Genomic DNA, 18931 nt, shown 5'->3' on the forward strand with positions numbered 1-18931 from the left:
GAGCCTGTCCCCAAAAGAAGTTATTTCTTAAAGTACTTTAGTTTGGGGTAGAGCAAAATAAAAACAGAAAATAAAGTGAGGGCAAAGGCCACTTGGGTTGTCGAGTTGATATTTTCTTTGAAAACAAGATAGGCAATAAAAGAAGAGAATAAGGGTTCTAATAACTTTCCAAAGCTCATCCAGTTGATATTTAAATAGTTCATCAGATAAGTAAAAATCGCATGACCCAAAAAAGTGGGAATCAGAATAGTACCTAGAATTCCCAACCAGGCCTGTTGAGGGTACCCTGTGAGCGGCGTTTCTTTAAAAAGGGTAAGAAGTAAAAATAAAAAACCACAAACAGAATAAATTCCTATGGAAAAATACCAATTATTAATCTGCCTACGAGCTTTTTTTGAAGCCAAAACATAAGCCGAATAAAAAATCGCCGATGCAAAACCCGATAGTTCGCCACTTAGGTTTTCAGGATTCAGAGCCATGGTTTTAGATAGGAGAAGGTAAAGAGCTAAAAAAGCAGAAAAATAGGAAATAAATAAATTGGGTGATAATTTTTCTTTAAAAAAGAAATAGGCTCCTACGGCTGTAAATAAGGGGTTGGTCGCAAAGAGAATCATGCAATTAGCAATTTTAGTATTTTGAGCTGAATAAAAATAACTCCATAAATGAAAAAAGAAAAACAATCCAGTGAGGAAAATTTGTTTCCAATGAGGTCGAAGTGACTGAAAAATAAGTTTGCCGCCATCCTTGATTAAAAAAATGATTAACAAAATGGAACTTGCCCCCAAGAGTCGCCAAGAGCCCAGAACTTCGGGGGGGACGGCACTCCATTTGATTAAATTGGAAGCTTGAGAAAGGCTGAAGATGGAAATAAAATAAAGCAAATAGTTGAGAATCATTTTAATTTTTGGCTCCTGATCTTTGGCTCCTGATTTTAACTTTGATTGCCGACTCTAAACGTTCCATCGCCGTCTGTCAAAAACTGTAAAAATATATTTCTCTTGCACTAAGTCCCTACCGAAAAGCATAGTGTTGCGGTGAAAACAGAAACACGAAATCAAAATCAAAAAATAAAAGTCGGAGTCATTGGTGCCAGGGGTTATGCGGGAGTGGAATTATCTCGTATTCTTTTGTCACATCCTGAAGTGGAATATCGATATTATTTTTACTCTCAAGGTCGGGGATTTAATTTTGAAGAGTTGGGGTTCAATACACGAATGTATAAAGCCTTGCCAAGGGGTGGAAACACCGAGGACTTAATAAAAGCTCACAGCTCTTATTTAAGTGAGTTAGACGTTCTTTTCTTGGCGACGCCCAATGAGGTTTCTCTAGAATTAATTCCTTATTTTAAAAAACAATCCATTCATCTTATTGATCTGTCGGGAGCTTTTCGATTAAATTATAAGGACAAACAACAGGCTTTTAATCAATATTTAAAATATTATAAATTAAATCACAATCAAGTTGAAATGTTGGACCGGTTTATCTTCGGTTTGGTGCCCTTCAACAGAAATCAGTTTAGTAGAAATCAAGCGAGTCAGGAACCAAAGCCTTATTGGATTGCTAATCCAGGATGCTATGTAACCTCCGTCTTAATGGCTTTGAAACCCTTGTTATTAGAAGGCCTTCTCGATCCAAAGGGTATTGTTATAGATGCCAAATCTGGAACCTCAGGGGCAGGGAAAAAAGCGGCAGAGAATTTAATTTTTTCAGAAATCTATAATGAGTGTTTACCTTATAAAATATCGCAACATCAACATTTTCCAGAAATTGAAATGTTTCTGAATCAGGGGTTGTCTGAAAAAGTGGAATTTATTTTTACACCTCATTTGTTGCCAATACATAGGGGCATTATTTCTTCTATTTACACTCAATGGTCAGTGAGTTTCAAATTAAAATCTGATTTAGAAAAAGAGCAAGCGGTTCATCAAGCTTATCAGAAGTACTATTCTGATTACCCTTTGATTCGTTGGGGTCGCGTCAATGAAAATAAAACTATTTTGAATATGAAATACATTGTTGAAACTCCGCTAACTCAAATTGGGTATGAAATAGATGAAGATCACCTTTATTTATTTTCGCAAATAGATAATTTACTAAAGGGCGCGGCTTCTCAGGCAATAGAAAATTTAAATTTAATGTATGGGTTAAAGCCAGAAACGGGCTTAACTTAATTTATGGAGAATCCCTATGACGGTTGAATCTAATTTAAATGTGACAAGACTTCCTCTTGGGTTTAAGTCTGCAGGAATTAATTGTGGAGTGAGAAGGTATCGTCCAGATCTTGGTTTGGTCTACTCTGAAGAATTAGCCGTGGCGGCTGGCGTTTTTACAGTGAATGAGTGTAAAGCCGCTCCGGTAGTGTATTCTCAAAAAATTTTACCTTCAGCACAGATTAAGGCGATCATCACCAACTCGGGACAGGCCAATGCCGCAACAGGCGCGGAAGGTATTGAGAATAATTTAAGAATGGCGCAAACGGTAGCTGGTGAGTTAAAATGTGAGACTCATCAAGTATTGACCGCAAGTACAGGAGTTATTGGTCAACAGCTCTCCTTGTTAAAAATAATCTCGGCGGTACCTGATTTGATTAAAAGGTCCTCTGATGATGCTGATAACTTTTCACTATCCATTTTGACAACGGACTTAGTTCCTAAAACGGCGACGAAGGATATTACCTTATCAGAAGGTAGAATCAGAATTACAGGAGTTTGTAAAGGTTCAGGTATGATTCATCCAAACATGGCAACCATGTTGGCTTATATTTTTACGGATGTCAGTTTAAGTCCTGAAAAGGCGCAGTTTTATTTAGGAAAAGCCGTTAACCTCAGTTTTAACAGAATTAGTGTCGACGGGGATTGTTCTACTAACGATACTGTTTTTTTAATGGCTAATGGAGCTGCAGGGGTGAAAATCAGTTCGACCAAGGACGAAGAGGTTTTTTTTCAATCGCTGGTAGATGTTTGTCAGGCCTTGGCACAAAAAATTGCCATTGACGGAGAAGGAGCAACAAAACTGATTGAAGTGCACTTAAAAAACTCGCCCACCCAAGAGCTAGCGGATAAAGCCTCTCGAGGAGTTACAATTAGCCCATTGATAAAAACAGCTATACATGGTGAGGATCCGAATTGGGGGAGGATCTTAGCTAGACTTGGAGCGGAAGGGGTTCCGAGTGAATGCATTGAAAAAATGCAGTTACGAGTTCAAGGAATTTTGTTGTTCGAAAAAGGAACTCCCGTTCTATTTGACAGGGAAATGGTGCGGCAGTTACTGAAGAAAAACAAAGTGATTATTGAGATTGATTTATTTTCTGGAAATTATGAATCCAAAGCTTGGGGTTGCGATTTGTCTAAAAAGTATGTTGAAATCAATACGGAGTACACCACATGAACTTTGCTGATAAGCCATGGATTATTATTAAGTTGGGAGGATCCTCTCTTCAGGATGAAGAAATGATTCGACAAATAGCCTTCAGTATTAAAAAGGTACTGGAATTAAATTTTAAAATAGCCCTAATTCATGGAGGGGGGCCTGCAATTAACGAAGCCCTTCTTGAGAAAAAAATGACTTGGGAGTTCATAGAAGGCCAAAGAAAAACAACCCCTGAAATGATGCAAGTTATAGAAGCAACTCTATTTGGAAAGGTTAATAGAAAAATCCAAAGACTATTTTCTGAGTTTGATGTCCCCATTTTGGGGCTTTCAGGAACAGATTTAAAACTTTTAAAATGTGAGCCGATGAGTTCAGAGTTGGGCTATGTAGGACGAGTTCAAAATGTTAATGTGTCTTTTTTAAAGCAAATTGTTGAAAGAAATGATCAAAAAATAGTTCCATTAATTGCCCCCATTGGGGTCAATGACCAAGGAGAAAGATTTAATATTAATGCCGATATGGCAGCGATGCATCTGGCTGTAGGTCTTAAAGCAAAAAATTTAGTTTACTTAACTGATCAAAAAGGGATCTTGGATGATCAGAAAAAACTTATCAATCAAATTGACTCCCTTGGTCTATATCAATTGATGGAAACAAAAGTCGTTCAAGGCGGGATGTTGGTAAAGGTCAGATCAGTAGTTCAGGCTCTCAGGGAAAATGTTTCTGAAGTGGATATCATGTCTGCCAAAGATTCAGAAAATCTGGTGGCCCTTCTTCAGGAAAATAAATCTGTAGGAACACGTTGCTATCGAATTTAAAAAATAGACAGAGCCCAAATAGTTAGTTATTCTTTTTCAATAAATTTAAGGAGAGTTCATGCTAAGTTTAAAAAATATAAAAGTTTTATTAGTTCTTGTAGCCATTACAGGTTTCACTGCTTGTAATAAAAAAGTAACTTTAGATACGGATCAAAAAAAAGCAAGTTATGCCATTGGAAGCCAATTGGGTAAAAATCTAAAAGACGCTCAAATTGATTTTGACCCCGAGGCTCTGCTAATGGCGATGAAGGATCTCAAAGAGGGTAAACCGCTAGCTTTATCTCAGGAAGAATTGGGCAAAGCGATGCAAAATCTTCAGCAAGAGGCTCAAAAAAAACAGGCAGAGTCTGCTGATGCAAATAAGAAAAAAGGGGATGAGTTCCTAGCTAAAAACAAAGCTAATCCAAATGTGAAAACCACAGCTTCTGGTTTGCAATACACCGTTGAAAAAGAAGGTACGGGTAAAATTCCTGCTGAAACTGACGAAGTTAAGGTTCATTATACAGGAACTTTAATTGATGGAACAAAATTTGATTCATCTGTAGAGCGCGGACAACCGGCAGAGTTCCCAGTAAATGGAGTGATTAAAGGATGGACAGAAGCCTTAAAATTAATGAAAGAAGGTTCAAAATATAAATTAACTATCCCTTCTGATTTAGCCTACGGCCCTATGGCAAGACCTGGAATTCCCGCAAATTCTGTACTTTTGTTCGATGTTGAGTTGCTTGAAATTAAAAAAGGTCATGCTGCCAATACAGCGACGCCAGCAGCAAAGCCAACAAAAACTAAAAATTAAATGAACTTTTAATATAGATCATTTAATTTTTAAGCTAAAATAAAAAACCCCGCCAAAGAGTGGGGTTTTTTTATGTTGGATTCCTTGTGGTCCATTTGGGTGAGGGGTGAAAAATGAATTTACCTATTAAAATCTCTTCTTTAGATCGTATTTTGGTTACAGGTTTTGAACCGTTTGGATCCTATAATAAAAATCCAAGCTTAGATTTTGTTGAATTCTTAAAAAATAAAGGATTTGCAACCGCCATTTTCCCTGTCAGTTTTAATTTAATTGATACGGAAATTCAGAAACTCAAATGGAACTCTTATGAATTTATTTTTATGTTTGGGTTGTCAGCTGAACGAAGTGAGTTATCTTTAGAGAGGGTGGCATTAAATTGGATAGAGAGTTCCCAAAAGGACAATTCGGGATTCTTACCACTCTGTCAAATGATCGACGAGTCTAAGCCAGCTGCGGTCATTAATAAGATAGATCTGAATTCCTGGTTGCCAGAGTTTGATAGGTTAGGATTACCAGTCAAGATTTCTCATTCGGCAGGGGCTTTTCTTTGTAATTACCTCTACTATAGAGTTCTAGAAATGAATAAAAATTGCCTTTTTATTCATATGCCAAAGGAAAACAATTTAGAAAAATTGGAAAAATTAATCCGAGCCCTATGTTTCAGTGGGAAGGTCCTTTAAAGAAAAAACCAGAGGGTAGTGATCTGAAGGAAGTTCAAATTTTTTTTCTAGGGAAGTTGGAATATCTTTTTCAAATCCATAATCATCTTTGTACCTATAAACAAAAACAGAATTTTTTTCTAAATAAGAACCTGCCAGGGGTGTTAAAAAACAATAATCGATTTGCTTTCCTTCGGTTTTTGCATTCATCTTGACTTGATAAAAAGTATTTCGTTTTTCAACAGGATATTGAGCTAATTCCAAAACATCTTCCATAGAGGTACGGGTATAGATTTCTTTAAATTCTTCCTCTGTTTGAAGCCTGGAGGCATTTCCGTTCAGATCTCCAGCCAAAATTAATGGGACCTGAGGATACTTTGAAAGAAGGTCCTTTTGAATATCTAAAACGGTTTTCATTTCTGCCCGTCGTCTTTCAAAACCATTGGGATCTTTTTTCTCTGGATCGAGTCTTGATTTTAAATGAGTCAGCAGAATGTTGAGGAAGGGTTTGTCGATATCTTTTTTAAATAATTTAAGTTCAACACAGTCCCTAGATAATTTGTTATTTGGGATGACTTTCGCGTTTTTCTCATGGGGATACAAAAAATTAATGGATTTATTTTTATTTGTTGTGAGGTCAAAGTAAATAGGTAAGGTTTTTTTAATTAGAAAACCAATATCAATATGACGATCCGAATTCCCTTCAATGAGAGCTGTATAATAGGATTGGTTTAGAAATAAAGAATTGAAATTTTGTAAGGATTCGAGTCCGCCAACTTCACAGAGCATGATAATATCTGGATCGATTTCCTGTATCACTTGAGCCAACACTTTACATTTGGCTAAAGACTTGTTGGGGAACAAAGAGGTAGATTGTTTTTGCCACTGAATTTCGTCTAGTTTTAAATCCTCCTTGTTTGGATCCTTATCAAAAAGTAAAAAAAGATTCTCTGCATTAAGGCAAAACAATTTAAGTTGGATAGTTTCTTTCCACATCATAATATTTATTGTAGGTTTTTATAAGAAAACGGGTCAACCTAAAAGGATTTAAATGAAATCAATAATTCAAAATAATGTCGGAAAATGGGAGCTTAAAGAAAAAAATTTTTCCATTGAGTTAGAAAAATTTTTAAAAAACGCCGAGCCCAGCAAGACAAAGGGCTGGGTTTTTGTTCTCTCGGACACACCATCAAGTATTAAAGATAATGCCAAAAAAACAAATGAATTAATCGAGAATTATTCTCTTCCCTGGCAAAAGGAATCCTTACTTAAATCCTCTCAAGATAATTATTATTTTCAGACTCAGTTTGGTCCATTTTGGATACTAAGACATCGTTCAGGAAAAATGAACTTCGAACAGTTTGGTTCGGATTCAAAATATTCTTGGGCTAGGGAAACGGTGGGTAACTTAATGGCCCATTTTAAGGCCCATAAATTATCAGATATCTATTTCTATTTTGGAGATAAGAACAATGATTTTTTTCTAGGCAGTCTAGTGGGAATGGATTTAAATCATTACCATTTTAAAAATGTAAATCAGGAAAAAAAAGAAAGTGTTCCACGGATTTGGATTTCTAGTTTCGATAGGGAGCTTATGAAGGAAGCCTTTCATCGAAGTACCGCCATTAATTTGTGTCGGCATTTTGTGAATCTTCCTCCTAACGAGTTGGGCCCCGAAAGTTTTGTAAAAGAGGTTAAAAATTTAGGAATAAATAAGTCTTTAAAAATGCAAATTTGGGATCAAGCAAAGCTCCAAAAAGAAAACATGAATCTTCATTTGGCGGTGGGGCAAGGTGCCAGTCAAAAACCACAATTGCTGAAGCTCAGCTATTCCCAGCCCAAAAATAAAAAAACCATCGCATTTGTCGGAAAAGGAATTACTTTTGATACGGGGGGGTTGGATATCAAGCCTTCTAGCGCCATGCGTTTGATGAAAAAAGATATGGGTGGCGCCGCCTGCGTTCTTGGCTTAGCCCATTATATTTCACAGAAACAGTGGAATTTTAATTTTGAATTTTATATTCCTTTGGCTGAAAACAGTGTGGATGGGAAATCCTTTCGCCCAAGTGATGTCGTTCAGTCAAGATCAGGACTGCGAGTAGAAATTGATAATACCGATGCCGAGGGACGTTTAGTTTTAGCTGACTCCTTGGATCTTGCAACCAAAGAAAATAAGGAACTTGAGTTCGTTATTGATGTGGCCACCCTGACTGGGGCCATTAAAGTGGCTCTTGGGGCCGAGGTGGCGGGCTTGTTTACCAACGATGAGGGGCTTGCTAAAAAACTTTCTCACGCCTCGCAAACGAGTGGAGATTGGTGTTGGAGGATGCCTCTTATTGATAAGTATTTCTCTTCCTTGAACTCTCATTTTGCAGATTTTAAAAATTCGGCAGAAGGTTTTGGTGGTGCGATCACAGCCGCTTTATTTTTACAAAAATTTGTGAATGGAAAAAAATGGGCGCATTTAGATATCTATGGATGGAATGACAAACCAACAGGATGTCTCGCTTTTTCTGGAGGGAATGGACAAGGAGTTCAACTACTGATCGATTTTGTTAATAGCCAGGAGCTAGGGTAGGGTTTACGCTTAGGACTCAACTCTTCGTTCTCGTCGGTCGGACTCCCTGCGACTTGGCTTGCCAAGCCTCAGTCGTCTCCCTCCTGCGGCCTCGATTTGAGTCCTAAGCGTAAACCCTGGGGAGTAAGGTTATGATTTATAATTCCAGAGTTTATTTTTTTTGATATAATTCTTGGCAAATTCAGGAACGAGCTCTTCCCATTTTTTGTTTTTTTCAGAAATCATTTTATTGATTTCTGAAGAGCGGTAATAAAGCTGCGATTCATCACAGGTGGAAATATCTAAGACATGGGCATTTTCTAGAAAGTGTTGATACAAGTGCGTCGCATTTTTTGGCGGAAAGAAAGACTTTGTCGTGAGGCAAGATTCGTTAGAGGCATGGGGATAAATATAGAGTTTTGTTTGGTCATCCATGAGCTTCCCTAGAGCTTCAAAAATTCCGCCATCCAAATTGACATATTTTTCTGGATCAAAAATTTCTTCTAAATGTTTAGCGCTCATAACAAAAACAATAGGAGCTTTGGTGAATTTCCTAAAAAAATGTTTCATTTCGTAAAGATATTTAAAATTTGAAATTAATAAATGAAAACCCAAGCTGGTAATGATTTCTATCCGATGAATAAAATCTTCGATATCAAGTCCGAACTCAGTAGAAATTTCAAACATCGGGATAATGTCGGAAGATTTCAACTTTTGCCCTTTCATTTCTAAGATCAATTGTTCGTGTCCTTTATTCAGAACATCTACATGGCTGAGACTAAGGGGGCGGTAAAATCCATGTTGTAAAATCAAACCCTTACCCCATACCGTATCGCTGATGTTGAGTATTTGTTCATCAACACTCTTACTTTTGGGACCAAAAAGAACCGCTTCCGCTAAACCATGTTTGACGAGTTCTAAATTCATTTTTCTATTATCAAAAATAGCTAAGTCAGCCCCAGTGAATTTGATAACATCTATCAAAACTTGTCCTTTTTTTAAACCAGAGACAAGAGTGGGAACAAATGACTCTGTCGTATCTGTTGAGAAAAATGCAGAATAGACAAGATTTACGCCCAAGATGCCAAGGGTTTCCTGTTGTTGCAGTCTCAATTTATCCTGCATGCGTACGTGAAGAATAATATCATTCCATGGACCACGCGGGGTTTTTTGATATCGAATTCCCATCCATCCATGGCATTTTGGAACCTCGGAAGTGCCCGTCATGACAGTATTCGCATAGGAGAAAAAAGTAGTTTTTTCCCCGCGATGTTGATCCAATCGCTTCAGCAAAAGGGAAGATTCTTTTTCTAACATTTTATTTAATCTTGATTCACAAACATAACGGCCATTTTTTTCTTTACCATAGATTTCATCGCTAAAAATCATGTCGTAAGCAGACATTGTTTTAGCAATGGTTTGCGAGGCTTTGCCAGCTTGAAAAAAATGGCGAGCGACTTCTTGCCCAGCTCCAATTTCTGCAAAGGTTCCGTAGATGGCAGGATCTAAATTCAGGCGTTGTGCTTTTTCATTCATCGTTTTTGCCTCACCTGTTGTCTCATTTGGCGGGCTCATTGTGTGCCTTCACCCAACCGGTAATGGCTAGACTTAGGGCTTTTTCAACAGGGATATCCATTTTAGTGACTCTGTTTTTTTCCACCAAAACGGTGTAGCCTCCAAGGGCATAGCTTAAAGGTATGAAGACCGCGATCAAATTCATTTGCGGGTTTGCTTTGGCGATCTCTGGAATATCTTCAAACTGATCTCTGGTGACGAGGCCGACCATTTGAACACCGGGGGAAATCTCAATAGAAACAACACTTTTTAAGTCTTTCTTTCCCGTGTTTGAAAATAGCCCCATCAAGTCTTTTAAGGGAGAATAAAGAGCCTTGATGAGAGGCACACGAGTCAGTCGAACTTCGATTTGTTCCCAAATTGATTTGGTTATAAAACTAGTGATTAATAGACCAAATAAAAAGATGATCAATAGGGCTAGAGTGAAGCCCAATCCTGGAATGTAATTATCATTTAATTGAGACTTTAAAAAATGACCTAATATATTTTCTAAAATGTTAATTCCAGAGGATAGCACATAAAAGGTAATGATAATGGGGAGCAACGTAAACAGACCGCGTAAAAAAATTTCAGTTAATTTCTTCATTCACTTTCCTTAAAAGTTAAATCTAAACATATCCCAGTTGTTTATCAAATTAAAACAGTCTCAAAGTAGTACAATTCATTACTTGTAAGTTTAAACTGAGTGATGACTAAAAAAACTTCTAAATTTTATTAAATTTCTCATAAAAGCTCTAAAGTCGGTTTTACAAATGCCCGACTAGACTTTGATCGCATTAATATTTGGAGGTTTTGTGGCTATAAATAAACATAGGACGTTGATTGAAAGTCGTATTTATAGAATTCTCTTCGTGGTATCCTTTTTCACGGTAGGGGTGCTGGGGCAGTACAAGGGGCAAGCAAAAGTCGTTCCTGGCGAGTATATTATCAAATATAAAATGGATCTTTCTAGATCCAATGCTATTGGGAAAATTCAAGGAAAAGTGACTCTTAAGACAGCTTTTCCAGAAATGAATATGCTCCATATGGCCGTTAAACATGGCCAAGAGAGTGCTGTTCAAGATATTAAGAATGACCCAGATGTACTTTTTATCGAACCTAATTATATTTTAGAAAAGTTAGATAATGATAATGAATCCCAGTCGAGCGTGGGGCAAGTCGTTGAGCAACTTTCATTAGATCAAGTATATGCTCAATCCTCTTCGGCTTTTACACAAAATTATTCAAACGTACGTGTGGATCAAGCTTGGCAATTAAGCAGTGCCTATGCCTCAAATAATCGTCCTATCGTGGCCATTCTGGATACAGGTTTGGATAAGGATCATGTTGTTTTTAAAAACTCAGGGGCTTTATGGGTCAACCTAAAAGAAATTCCTGGGAATGGTATTGATGATGATCAAAATGGATATATCGATGATATAAACGGTTGGAATTTTATTTCCAATGCCGCTTCTTTTGCAGATGATGAAGGTCATGGCACCCATGTCGGTGGGATCATTGTCGGAGCCACTTTGGATATTTTTTCACAAAACATAGATCAAGCAAAAATTCAAATTATGCCATTGAAGTTTCTGGATGCTCAAGGGTCAGGTTCGACAGCCAATGCCATTAAGGCCATCTATTATGCGGTTAATAATGGAGCTAAAATTATTAATAATTCTTGGGGAGGCCCAGGCTATTCGAGTGCTCTTTTGGAAGCCTTAACCTACGCATACAATCACCAGATTTTAATTGTTTCTGCAGCAGGGAATTCTTCAAAAAATAACGACAGTAATGAAATATATCCAGCAAATTATGGAGTTCCAAGCAACGTAAGCATTGCGGCGACTAGTGATACGGACAAGCTAGCTTCCTTTTCAAATTATGGAATACAAAAAGTTCATCTTGCTAGCCCTGGGATTTATATTTATTCAACCTTGCCTGGAAATTTATTTGGTTCCATGTCCGGGACATCTATGGCCGCACCCTTCGTTTCAGGAATTGCGGCCCTGGCCCTCAGAGAAGCCCCAGCTTTGTCAGGTTATCAATTAAAATCTCTTTTAGTTTCTTCAGGTTATTCAATTGGAAATTTAGCATCAAAAATTCAGTCGGGTTCGCGAATTGATGCCTATAGTTTAGTATCACAAGTCAAAACGAACCCTGGTATCACTTCCAATCAACCAGAATACAAACCGAGCTACTCAGAAGAGAGAAGCGTCGCTTCGGAAGCAGCTCCCGATTCTTCTCCTAAATCTGGTGGAGGCTGTGGAACGGTGGCAAGCTCTCTATTAGGTAAGGGTGGTGGTGCTCCATTTGATGCCAACAGCGCTCTTGCGGTGTTATTTTTATTTATGGTTCCTTTGGCCGTTTATACTTACTTGAAAGCTAAAACCAAAACACCAACGTATGTACGACAACATGATCGTTTCATCATGAACTCTGATATCACCGTGAAGATGGGAGATCGTGAACTGGTCGCACAAATGAAAACTATTTCTATGGGCGGATTAAGTTTCAATATCGATGAGATGCTTGAAAAAGGCGGATCAGTAAGTATGAAAATTAAAGGTCCTGACAATCAAGAAATTGAGGTGGAAGGGCGAGTCGTTTGGTCAGAAGCTAATCATGCTTACGGAGTCAAGTTCGAAGAAGAAAAAGGAATGTTCACTGATGCCTTTATGGGATGGAAGAATAAATTAGTGAAAACAGATTAACTTATGCTTCGTTAATCTGTTTTCCAATGAGTCAAATAATTATGGGCAAGAAGTTCTTGGCATGGGTTTCATATTTGGATCAATTGGCCCGCCGTTTTGCCATTTTGGTTGAAAAAAAACACCGGTTTGGGAAATAGCAACGTTAGCATCATAAGAGTCCTGGCTCTCTGAAAAATAGGCGACGCCACTTATAGCTCCGGAAGTTCTATCTTTTTGAAAAGTACCACTATTGATGGTGCCAGATTCTGTATAATCCTTACTAGGAGTGCCATTTAAATTCCAATTTATTGATACTTTTGTTTCATTCATTTTTATTCTACCAACCATTTTTTGGCCTTTTTGAAGATAGGTGAAACAAGCAGTTTCCAAAGCATGGCTCGACAATGATGTCAGTGTTACCAAAATGGCTATTCCTATTTTTTTCATTTTATTTCTCCTTGTTGTTTTAGTATTTTTTTTCATTGTTAATGAGAATAATAAATAATATGTAAAATACAGAGAATTAAAAAGATCCTGAAGGGTAGTCCCAATATTCTTGACTAGATCTTTCAGGAAATTCCACCTCACACATTCCGTTTGAAGAGTTTCTGATTTCCTCATTTCCTCCATAAAGACTTTGAATTTCATAATTTGAAGGGTATTGCTGCTGACTGCTCCCGTCTTCGCAATTCCTTTTTTTACTACATTTAACTTTAGTCTGACTGCTATAAACTCCACTCACCAGCGAACAGGATTCATAGGTCCTTACGGGAACCCATTCTATGTGACGGCAGTTTCCATTGTTTGCGCATGAAAACTTACTGATTCCAACGACAAAGGTTTCAGTTCCCCATTTGGAAATTATCTTCCTAAAAACGATGAACCCAAGTCCACCTTTCTCTTTTTTAATTTTCATTTTAGGGCTGATGTAAAAAACAGGATGTGTGATCGCAGCAGGACTTCCCTCTCCAACATTTTGAATCTGAGGAAATTTTAAACTTGGCAATTCAGGATTTGCTGCAAATGAAAAAAGATTGAAGAATAGTGGAACGATTGTCGCGAAAAATTTGATTTTAACGAGGCTAAAATTATTCATGATCATCTCCAGAAAAGATTATTTTACCGGGACCCTAATATTAAACGAATCCTAAAATGTTAAATGGGTCTATAATTAACTGGATCTTACATTAAGGCTCTGAATTATTATAGTGTCATGTTTTTGTACAGTAAAAATTGGACAGTAAAAATTGGGTGGTTGATCTTAACGAGCCAAATTAACCTAGCCGAAGAAGAAAATGTAATAGAGATTTTCATAAGTGAGTTTGATCCATTCATAGGAAAATCAGAATAAAACTAAATTTTGTACTAGGGTGATTTCTCATTATAATTTCTCAAAAACTGATTCCATCTATCCAATACGAGTGAATAATATAATGCCCCTTTGGGGGAAAAACTATTAAAAGTTGGAATGGTAAGTTCCAGGATAAATCCACAACTATATTTCTTGTATGCTGGTAAGCCGGTTAGATTTTCAATTTTTGGTTCGATATGATTACAATGGCTCTCATTAAAAAAATCTGGAATTCTTTTAAAATAATCGCGACATATCTCTGCAGCTTTTTTTATTTCTGATCTTTTAACCTCGTCACAATCATTTCCATTTGAAAAATGAAATCCTGAAAAATTCAAATTTTTGGGCTTGAGCCATGTAACATTGTTCAGATTTTTTACTCGCTTTAAGACCATCAAAGTTGTATCTAATTTTTCGTCCATGGACTGAGAACTAAATTTCTTAACCTCGTCTTCCTTTAGTGCCGCTATCGACAGAACCTGGGATGAATTAATTTTAAGATAGACAACCCCATTATCTGAATCTATAAAATTGCCGATAGATAATTTGATGGCAGAATCTGTCATTTTCACAATTTGTGAAGTGATTGTAGGTACTTTCAATATGAGGCTCGGATATAAATAGCAATCTAAACACCAAATATTTAGTTTTGGATTTTCAACGATATCAATTTGGATCAAACTTAAACTTTTTTCGACTTTAATATGATACAAGAATGGTTTAATAAGAGCGCTCATTAAAGAATTACCATAATAAATTGGCTCATAAAATCCGTCCACGAAATCGTCAAATGTGACAGGTCTTTCGTAGATTCTTTTAATTTTTTCATTAAACAAAAAGGTTCTGTCCATTTTATTAATAAAATAGGGAACGAATTCATGATGAATCATTAACTTTAAAGAAAAAAACTCTTTATTTTTTAACTTCTTTTCCCATGCTGGTCGATATATAATTATATAGTTTGTTTTAGGAAAATAATTTATGGCATCTGGCGATTCTTTGAGCCTTTTTGTCTCGCCATTGACTGATTCTTCATAATAATTAACTAATGGTTTTTCAGACAATTCAATTTTTGTTTGAGAAATAATATTTCTGTAAACCTCAGTAGAAAAAACCACACTTTGATCTGAATAATCGAAACCGTAATAATTCTCAATATCACTGACTAACTCAAAGGCCAATTTTCTAAATGTCAATTCAGTAAACTCTTCTCCTCTGGAAGTAAAACCTACCAGTAAAATGAATAGAAAATACCTCATAAAATCATTTCCTGTTGTCGTTATCACATCAAACATTTCGAAGAGATTTTGTTGCCATTGGCAGTTTGCAAATTTTCAATTAGACTTCGGACTTCAGTTTGTTCTCTTTCTTCCAGATTTTCGTAAAAAATAAATTTATCCATGACATCATTGTCTTCCATTGCTTTCAATCTTACTAGAAATTGCTTTTCAGCAAGGACACAGTAGGAGTCCTTGGGGGCTGAATCATTTTTCACCTTTAAAATTAATACCGAATTGTTTAATCGTTGAAAATGGGAACCATCTAACAAGAAAAATTCTTTTTGTCCCTTTCCGAACTCTACAAATTGAGGATAGTCTGCTGAAAAAATTCCATCTTTCATCTCTTGGTACAGGTAGCCCACATACCTTCTAAAATCATCTGATGAAAATTCACCACCATTTCCAATGGCCTGTGTCCAACCAGACATTGAAAAAAAAGTGACTCCAACTGCAAAGATAACTAAATTAAGCCTGTTTCTCATGCAAATCTCCCTGAGAAAGATCTTTAATTTTCTCATTTGATGTTTCATTTTGTTGCCCTGCTATTGAGCTTCTTGGAAAGAACTGAATCGCCAAGGTGTACACTTCATTTTTTTCTTTTTCTTCACAAAAAAGCGTGATCTCACGTTGAAAGTTTCTAATCTTCTCTTTTATTTCAGAAATTGAGTTTAAATCTATAGGTAATGTGAAGCAGGTAAAATCTCTTAAGTTAATAGGATCCTCTAGTAAGGAATTTTTTGCCTGCTTCAGACTATCTAAATGAGCTGATTGAACATAGGAATCTTTAACATCATCAGTTGTTGAAAAAATAATTTTTTCTTTTACTAATTTGTTGTTTTCCACTTTAAGCAATTTGGCAGTGATTAATCTGTTTATTGTTAAATTAGCTTTTTCCTCAGATATTTTTAATCGGCTAGCAATCCATTTTAAATCGTAATGAAAATCTTTTGTATCAACAAGAGCCAGCAGTGAAAAATGGCATGATTCAAAAATAAATTGAAATTGATTTCGTGATAAAAATGAAGTTTTTTTTAACCCATTAACTTCATTTAATGACGATCCTGTATTAAGAACTTTAAACTCCCCTAAGAATTGGGCTCTTTCGGTTGGATTTAAATTCAAATTTTTAGCAATTTTATAGGCCATTTTTGAAGTTAACTTCCTTTTACCTTGCAACAGCTCACTCATGGAACCAGAGCTCAATCCAGCTTTTTTGGCGAAAGCGCGAATGGAATAATTTTCATTTAATTTCTTAGTTTCACTTAATTTGTATTTAAGAAAATCACTCATTTTAGGTTAGCCTTTATTTTCAGATTTCAGCACAATTCATTAATTCTTATCTTTATCTGATTAGTAATTCATGCCATCCTTAAGCCATAGTTCCAAATAGTGGAAAAAAGAAACAGGAGCAGTTAGATCTAACTATCTATAAAGATTAAATATTGTGACTTTTTTGTAACTCAAAACCCCCCATTTTTTCGACTATTTTCGATCTTTTTATGATGACGAAATGTCACCGCAATTGTCATCTTCTTTAACACCACTTGATGGATTGCCTTTAAAGCAAGAGTTATAGAGGCTTTCGAATTAGGAACCTTAGAAAAGACTTTTTTATTCGTCTTGAAAAAAGACCAAAAGAAAATGAAGAACAGACTGTCAATTTTGAACTCTATTCATTCAAAATTGATTTTTAGTTTTTCATCTGGAATATGATTTAAACGGTTTAAAACAGCCTTGTATTCCGCTAAGTCTTCTGGATATTTAATGGGATCAGGCCATCGATTATTTTCGAGTTTAAAGGCCTCCTGCCAATTCTTAAATTGTTCTTGTCGAATCAGTGCAGGATTGAATTTCTTTTCCTGCAATTCATGAATTTGTGAATCTGTAATGTAAGGATCATGCACCACATAATTAATTAATGGAAATAATTGAACTGAATAATAGAGGGAAGAGGCTGTTCCTACAAGGTATATGAAACGGCGAGCTTTTTTAAATTTATTTTTATTCCACAATTTGTATTTTGAAACAAAATTTTCTTTGGAATCAAAAATGGAGCTTGATGGGGTGACAGGTTTTTCTTGCAAGTAGAATAAATGGCAGGAAACAGGAATGGCAAATGCAGAAATCTCTGCATTTGCTATATTTAACAACGTTAATATCAAAAAAAATTGGAGTTTAATAAGAAGCTCGAGATGAAGGTTGAGTCAAATAGGCAATTGCAAAAGCACCTATGAAAACGGCTACCATCCCACAGCTTCCTCCAGTCGCGCAAACATAGACAGCAAGTGCAGCGACAATCAAAACGACAATCGTTTGAAAATTCCCTACTAATGCGGCTGGAGATCTTTCAGCTTTGTGACCGTTTTTTACTTGTTGTTCTGTTTTTTGAAGAGCTTCTTGTTCAAGGCTATTTAAGGTTTGTAGTATGGTGAGTTTCACTTCTTCTGGTTTACCTTCAAATCTAAGTACTCTTCGAGAGAAGACAATTCCATTTTGTAAAGCCTTCACGAGTATTTGTTTTCCATTAGTCACTGAACTAAATTGAAAAGTGATTCCCGAACGAGCCCAAGGGGAAGTGCTTTCAGGAAAGTAAGTAACTGTTCCAGAAAGACCACGAATGAGATTGTCAAAAGAAATTTCATTTCCGTTTTGATCCATCAAATTTCCTCCTTGGGATTTCATTTCATGGTATCGATTTTCAAAATCTTTAATAGCTTCGCTTGAAAAGCGTGAAACAGAAGGCGGAGAAAAAGCATGCGCCATGTTGGTGGTGATAAAAATAAGGGAACAGAATAAGGAAACTAGTATTTTAATTTTTTTCATAAACTCTCCTGGTTGGTTGTTACAACAGTTATAACATTTAAAAGGGGTTTATAAAATTTTTGAGATAAAAGAGTGTTCCAAATTTTGGAGCAGTTCAGTGATTCGCTTTCATTTCAGAGATCCGAGCTGCCTGACATAATCGAGAAAACATAGCTGTTACTTCTGATAAAATTAAAAGCACGATCTATTACACTTATAACCAGTGCCATCAGGGTTTCCATTGCTTAACTTTTTTATAACCGTCTTCTATAGTGATAAATTGACTATTCCTTAATTTAAATAATTGATTTGGCAGATTCACGTTGATTGTTTCCATTATTTCATATTGACCAACAGTTGAATTGAATCTCAAAATTCTATAACCGTTATTAAAAGCGACGACTAATCGGCCGTCATCCAGCTCTCCTACGTCGACAATCGCTTCAAGTTTGCCCTCTTTATCTTTGAAATCCAAATTTCTTTCAGTGAATTCCATTTGTTGAGGGGCCCAAGTTCTAACTATCAATTGATAATGGGAAAAAGTCATGATGGATCCATTTTGTAGGTGCCTGACTTCTCTTATATAGTCTATATTTTTATCGAATCGCTTTTTAGGGAAATATCCTTGAGTACTTTGATTGTAAGCCCAATATTGAATGTATGAACCAGGGAAAAATCCTTTGCTGAAGTTAGAAAGGTAATGAAATGTAAGTAAATCACCATTTGGAAGTTCAACAACACCGTTGATTTGATCGGGGCCAAGTTTGGTAAAAGAAGCAGTTTGATAAGGTGAACTGAAAATACCTTGGTGATTAACACCTTCTGAATAAATTAAAAAACGACCATGACTAAGAACGACGACGATTCTTCCACTTTTTAGTACTTTTAAACCAACTATAGAATCTCCAAGAGAACTCTGTCGATAAGGGTCTAAAAAAATATTAGATTTTCTAGCTTTTTTGACGTCATAGTTGCCAGGTTCAAAAAAAATTAGATCTTGGACACGGGGAAATGCCTCGTAAACAGCGACAGCTCCACCGGTTATCAAAGGT

19 protein-coding genes are annotated in these 18931 nt (G+C 36.3%); 7 read left to right on the forward strand and 12 right to left on the reverse strand.

Features of this window, described 5'->3' with window-relative positions:
• Window positions 1-20: 20 nt before the first annotated feature.
• On the reverse strand, window positions 21-896 hold the full coding sequence (locus J0M15_07035) for a DMT family transporter (GenBank protein ID MBN8536790.1): 876 nt from the start codon (window positions 894-896) through the stop codon (window positions 21-23).
• A gap of 138 nt (window positions 897-1034) precedes the next feature.
• Between J0M15_07035 and J0M15_07040 the strand changes: the two genes are divergently transcribed.
• From J0M15_07040 to J0M15_07060, 5 genes are all read left to right on the forward strand, one after another.
• Window positions 1035-2171, forward strand: a complete 1137-nt coding sequence (locus J0M15_07040; GenBank protein MBN8536791.1) for an N-acetyl-gamma-glutamyl-phosphate reductase — start codon at window positions 1035-1037, stop codon at window positions 2169-2171.
• A 16-nt stretch (window positions 2172-2187) separates the two neighbouring features.
• Window positions 2188-3387, forward strand: coding sequence for a bifunctional glutamate N-acetyltransferase/amino-acid acetyltransferase ArgJ (gene argJ, locus J0M15_07045; protein ID MBN8536792.1), 1200 nt, complete (start codon window positions 2188-2190; stop codon window positions 3385-3387).
• The gene (gene argB / locus J0M15_07050) at window positions 3384-4187 is read left to right on the forward strand and encodes an acetylglutamate kinase (GenBank protein MBN8536793.1); all 804 of its coding nucleotides are present in this window, start codon (window positions 3384-3386) and stop codon (window positions 4185-4187) included. The genes argJ and argB overlap by 4 nt, the downstream gene beginning before the upstream one ends.
• Window positions 4188-4245: 58 nt before the next feature.
• The gene (locus J0M15_07055; protein MBN8536794.1) at window positions 4246-4983 is read left to right on the forward strand and encodes an FKBP-type peptidyl-prolyl cis-trans isomerase; all 738 of its coding nucleotides are present in this window, start codon (window positions 4246-4248) and stop codon (window positions 4981-4983) included.
• 113 nt (window positions 4984-5096) lie between these two features.
• Window positions 5097-5663, forward strand: coding sequence for a hypothetical protein (locus J0M15_07060; protein ID MBN8536795.1), 567 nt, complete (start codon window positions 5097-5099; stop codon window positions 5661-5663).
• On the opposite strand, the gene J0M15_07065 is transcribed toward J0M15_07060, so the two are convergent.
• A complete protein-coding gene (locus tag J0M15_07065; protein MBN8536796.1) occupies window positions 5637-6641 on the reverse strand; it encodes a hypothetical protein in 1005 nt (334 codons plus the stop codon). The genes J0M15_07060 and J0M15_07065 overlap by 27 nt on opposite strands.
• 52 nt (window positions 6642-6693) lie before the next feature.
• Between J0M15_07065 and J0M15_07070 the strand changes: the two genes are divergently transcribed.
• Complete coding sequence (locus J0M15_07070; GenBank protein MBN8536797.1) at window positions 6694-8220, forward strand: leucyl aminopeptidase family protein; 1527 nt, start codon at window positions 6694-6696, stop codon at window positions 8218-8220.
• 129 nt (window positions 8221-8349) lie between these two features.
• Here J0M15_07070 and J0M15_07075 read toward each other — a convergent pair whose 3' ends face one another.
• A complete protein-coding gene (locus tag J0M15_07075; GenBank protein ID MBN8536798.1) occupies window positions 8350-9735 on the reverse strand; it encodes a hypothetical protein in 1386 nt (461 codons plus the stop codon).
• A gap of 22 nt (window positions 9736-9757) precedes the next feature.
• Entirely contained in the window at window positions 9758-10360 is a 603-nt protein-coding gene (locus J0M15_07080) for a DUF502 domain-containing protein (protein MBN8536799.1), read from the reverse strand.
• 208 nt (window positions 10361-10568) lie between these two features.
• Here J0M15_07080 and J0M15_07085 point away from each other — a divergent pair, with 208 nt between their 5' ends.
• The gene (locus tag J0M15_07085; GenBank protein ID MBN8536800.1) at window positions 10569-12467 is read left to right on the forward strand and encodes a S8 family serine peptidase; all 1899 of its coding nucleotides are present in this window, start codon (window positions 10569-10571) and stop codon (window positions 12465-12467) included.
• A gap of 39 nt (window positions 12468-12506) precedes the next feature.
• Here J0M15_07085 and J0M15_07090 read toward each other — a convergent pair whose 3' ends face one another.
• The 8 genes from J0M15_07090 to J0M15_07125 all read right to left on the reverse strand — a co-directional run bounded on the left by J0M15_07090 (window position 12507) and on the right by J0M15_07125 (window position 18927).
• Complete coding sequence (locus tag J0M15_07090; GenBank protein MBN8536801.1) at window positions 12507-12893, reverse strand: hypothetical protein; 387 nt, start codon at window positions 12891-12893, stop codon at window positions 12507-12509.
• Window positions 12894-12969: 76 nt separating this feature from the next.
• Window positions 12970-13542 carry a hypothetical protein gene (locus J0M15_07095; GenBank protein ID MBN8536802.1) on the reverse strand — a complete coding sequence of 191 codons (573 nt, stop codon included), beginning with the start codon at window positions 13540-13542 and terminating at the stop codon, window positions 12970-12972.
• A 269-nt stretch (window positions 13543-13811) separates the two neighbouring features.
• The gene (locus J0M15_07100) at window positions 13812-15092 is read right to left on the reverse strand and encodes a hypothetical protein (GenBank protein ID MBN8536803.1); all 1281 of its coding nucleotides are present in this window, start codon (window positions 15090-15092) and stop codon (window positions 13812-13814) included.
• Window positions 15080-15559 carry a hypothetical protein gene (locus tag J0M15_07105; protein MBN8536804.1) on the reverse strand — a complete coding sequence of 160 codons (480 nt, stop codon included), beginning with the start codon at window positions 15557-15559 and terminating at the stop codon, window positions 15080-15082. Before J0M15_07105 ends, J0M15_07100 begins: the two co-directional genes overlap by 13 nt.
• On the reverse strand, window positions 15543-16367 hold the full coding sequence (locus tag J0M15_07110) for a TIGR02147 family protein (GenBank protein ID MBN8536805.1): 825 nt from the start codon (window positions 16365-16367) through the stop codon (window positions 15543-15545). The genes J0M15_07105 and J0M15_07110 overlap by 17 nt, the downstream gene beginning before the upstream one ends.
• 383 nt (window positions 16368-16750) lie before the next feature.
• A complete protein-coding gene (locus J0M15_07115) occupies window positions 16751-17227 on the reverse strand; it encodes a hypothetical protein (GenBank protein ID MBN8536806.1) in 477 nt (158 codons plus the stop codon).
• 25 nt (window positions 17228-17252) lie between these two features.
• Window positions 17253-17900, reverse strand: coding sequence for a hypothetical protein (locus J0M15_07120; GenBank protein ID MBN8536807.1), 648 nt, complete (start codon window positions 17898-17900; stop codon window positions 17253-17255).
• 208 nt (window positions 17901-18108) lie between these two features.
• On the reverse strand, window positions 18109-18927 hold the full coding sequence (locus J0M15_07125) for a hypothetical protein (GenBank protein ID MBN8536808.1): 819 nt from the start codon (window positions 18925-18927) through the stop codon (window positions 18109-18111).
• Between the last annotated feature and the right edge of the window lie 4 nt (window positions 18928-18931).

The sequence above is a fragment of the Deltaproteobacteria bacterium genome, from assembly GCA_017302835.1.
Classification (GTDB): Bacteria; Bdellovibrionota; Bdellovibrionia; order Bdellovibrionales; family Bdellovibrionaceae; genus UBA2316.

Bases quoted from the DNA above. Each gene is read 5' to 3' on its own strand.
- J0M15_07035 (MBN8536790.1), bottom strand. From the start codon at position 896: ATGATTCTCAACTATTTGCTTTATTTTATTTCCATCTTCAGCCTTTCT.
- argJ (MBN8536792.1), top strand. From the start codon at position 2,188: ATGACGGTTGAATCTAATTTAAATGTGACAAGACTTCCTCTTGGGTTT.
- argB (MBN8536793.1), top strand. From the start codon at position 3,384: ATGAACTTTGCTGATAAGCCATGGATTATTATTAAGTTGGGAGGATCC.
- J0M15_07055 (MBN8536794.1), top strand. From the start codon at position 4,246: ATGCTAAGTTTAAAAAATATAAAAGTTTTATTAGTTCTTGTAGCCATT.
- J0M15_07060 (MBN8536795.1), top strand. From the start codon at position 5,097: ATGAATTTACCTATTAAAATCTCTTCTTTAGATCGTATTTTGGTTACA.
- J0M15_07065 (MBN8536796.1), bottom strand. From the start codon at position 6,641: ATGATGTGGAAAGAAACTATCCAACTTAAATTGTTTTGCCTTAATGCA.
- J0M15_07070 (MBN8536797.1), top strand. From the start codon at position 6,694: ATGAAATCAATAATTCAAAATAATGTCGGAAAATGGGAGCTTAAAGAA.
- J0M15_07075 (MBN8536798.1), bottom strand. From the start codon at position 9,735: ATGAATGAAAAAGCACAACGCCTGAATTTAGATCCTGCCATCTACGGA.
- J0M15_07080 (MBN8536799.1), bottom strand. From the start codon at position 10,360: ATGAAGAAATTAACTGAAATTTTTTTACGCGGTCTGTTTACGTTGCTC.
- J0M15_07090 (MBN8536801.1), bottom strand. From the start codon at position 12,893: ATGAAAAAAATAGGAATAGCCATTTTGGTAACACTGACATCATTGTCG.
- J0M15_07095 (MBN8536802.1), bottom strand. From the start codon at position 13,542: ATGAATAATTTTAGCCTCGTTAAAATCAAATTTTTCGCGACAATCGTT.
- J0M15_07100 (MBN8536803.1), bottom strand. From the start codon at position 15,092: ATGTTTGATGTGATAACGACAACAGGAAATGATTTTATGAGGTATTTT.
- J0M15_07105 (MBN8536804.1), bottom strand. From the start codon at position 15,559: ATGAGAAACAGGCTTAATTTAGTTATCTTTGCAGTTGGAGTCACTTTT.
- J0M15_07110 (MBN8536805.1), bottom strand. From the start codon at position 16,367: ATGAGTGATTTTCTTAAATACAAATTAAGTGAAACTAAGAAATTAAAT.
- J0M15_07120 (MBN8536807.1), bottom strand. From the start codon at position 17,900: ATGAAAAAAATTAAAATACTAGTTTCCTTATTCTGTTCCCTTATTTTT.